At 48.6% G+C, this 1,590-nt stretch carries 2 protein-coding genes; both read left to right on the forward strand.

Translation table 11 applies throughout. From position 1 onward, the window contains the following. The first annotated feature begins 113 nt into the window (after positions 1-113). Entirely contained in the window at positions 114-497 is a 384-nt protein-coding gene (gene ebsA / locus AC2VE5_RS27040; protein WP_486890621.1) for a type IV pilus biogenesis protein EbsA, read from the forward strand. Positions 498-660: 163 nt separating this feature from the next. Beyond that, positions 661-1,590 (forward strand): phosphotransacetylase family protein (locus tag AC2VE5_RS27045; protein WP_486890622.1); only part of this gene is annotated, 930 nt, incomplete at its 3' end.

Raw genomic sequence — 1,590 nt, forward strand, 5'->3', positions numbered from 1 at the left:
ACTTGTTGCCTCAATCACACCTATACCATAAAGTTCAAGTTCAATCCTGAATCTCCTCAAGATTTCCTTATTCTGGGCTGATTTGCTGGTTGATGATCCAAGAGCTAACCCTTATGACTGCAACCCTAGATCACATTCAACCCGCTGCGGCCAAGGAGGTGAACGTCTACTTGCCCTACTTCCAGGGGAGTAAGCGCAATCTTCTTCCTCAAGCAATTTCTCTGTATCAGAGTGGTAATTTTGAGGGTCAGCGAGGCATTGAAGGGGGTGACAACATTGAATTTGTCGCCACTTGGAGCCTCTCTACCCTGCCAGCGGATCTCACACGCTGTCGAGTCCAGTTTGAGGGGAATCCAGAGTTGAGCTACGAAGTGACCATGACAAATTTTGAATTTATTGGGTTTTTAATCGAGGTGCTGAATAATTTCAAGCGGTCTGGAATCGCCGATTTTTCTAAAAGCTTCTATCGAAAGCTCCTCCGCCTGGACGGGCCATAGGTCTAGACAATACCCCTCTATACCCTGGGGAATTTCAGGCCCCTAGGAAATTTCAGGGCTGAAGTCAAGATTTGATTTTTTAGGTTACTCAAGGCCAGAAGAAGTTCCCCTAAAATAAGAAGACCCCCCTGTGGGTTTTGCAAATTATCAAGGAGTGAAGAGCGTGCCTAAATCTGCTAAATATTTGCTGATTGGCTCCACAGAGGCTTATAGTGGCAAATCCGCTGCAGTTTTGGGCATTGCGCAGCAGCTCAAGCAACAAGGATTACAAATTGCCTACGGCAAGCCCTTGGGAACTTGCTTTAGTGATTCTGAGACAGACTCGATCGATGAGGATGTCCGATTTATGGCCCAAACGTTAGACTTACCAGCCTCTGCCCTGCGACCCTCACTGTTCTTTTTGAACGCTAAAACTATTTATCAGCGCCTGCAAGGAAACGACCAAACTGATTATGCTCAACATCTGGTTCAGTATTGCCAAGCCCAGGGGGAGGATTTAGTGCTGCTGGAAGGCCCTGGCTCACTGGAGGAGGGGCATTTGTTTGGTCTGGCTTTGCCCCAAGTGGCTGAGATTGTTGATGCATCAATTTTATTAATTGCCCGTTTGCGATCGCCGTTGGTAATCGATTCACTCCTGGTTGCCAAAGAGAAGCTTGGCGATCGCTTGCTAGGGGTTCTGATTAATGACATTCCCCCAGCAGAGTATGATTCCGTTGCCGAGGTGATTCAACCCTTTCTAGAGTCCCGGCAAATTCCCGTTTTAGGGCTGCTGCCCAGCAATCAACTCCTGCGCAGTGTCAGCGTTGGTGAACTGGTTCACCAATTAAAGGCCGAGGTGCTTTGCCGCCCCGATCGCTTGGACCTAATGGTTGAGCAACTCACGATTGGGGCGATGAATGTTAATTCTGCCCTTAAATATTTTCGCAAGGCCAACAACATGGCCGTGATCACTGGCGGCGATCGGACTGACATCCAGCTGGCCGCCCTAGAAACCTCAACTCAGTGCTTAATTTTGACCGGACACTTCCCCCCTAGCCCGATTATTCTGAGCAGGGCTGAAGATCTAGAAGTTCCGATTTTGTCCGTGGACTTG

The organism is Aliterella sp. E5.1 (assembly GCF_057473825.1).

What these genes read in the sequence shown, in the direction of transcription:
- ebsA (WP_486890621.1), top strand. Translation starts at nt 114, where the DNA reads ATGACTGCAACCCTAGATCACATTCAACCCGCTGCGGCCAAGGAGGTG.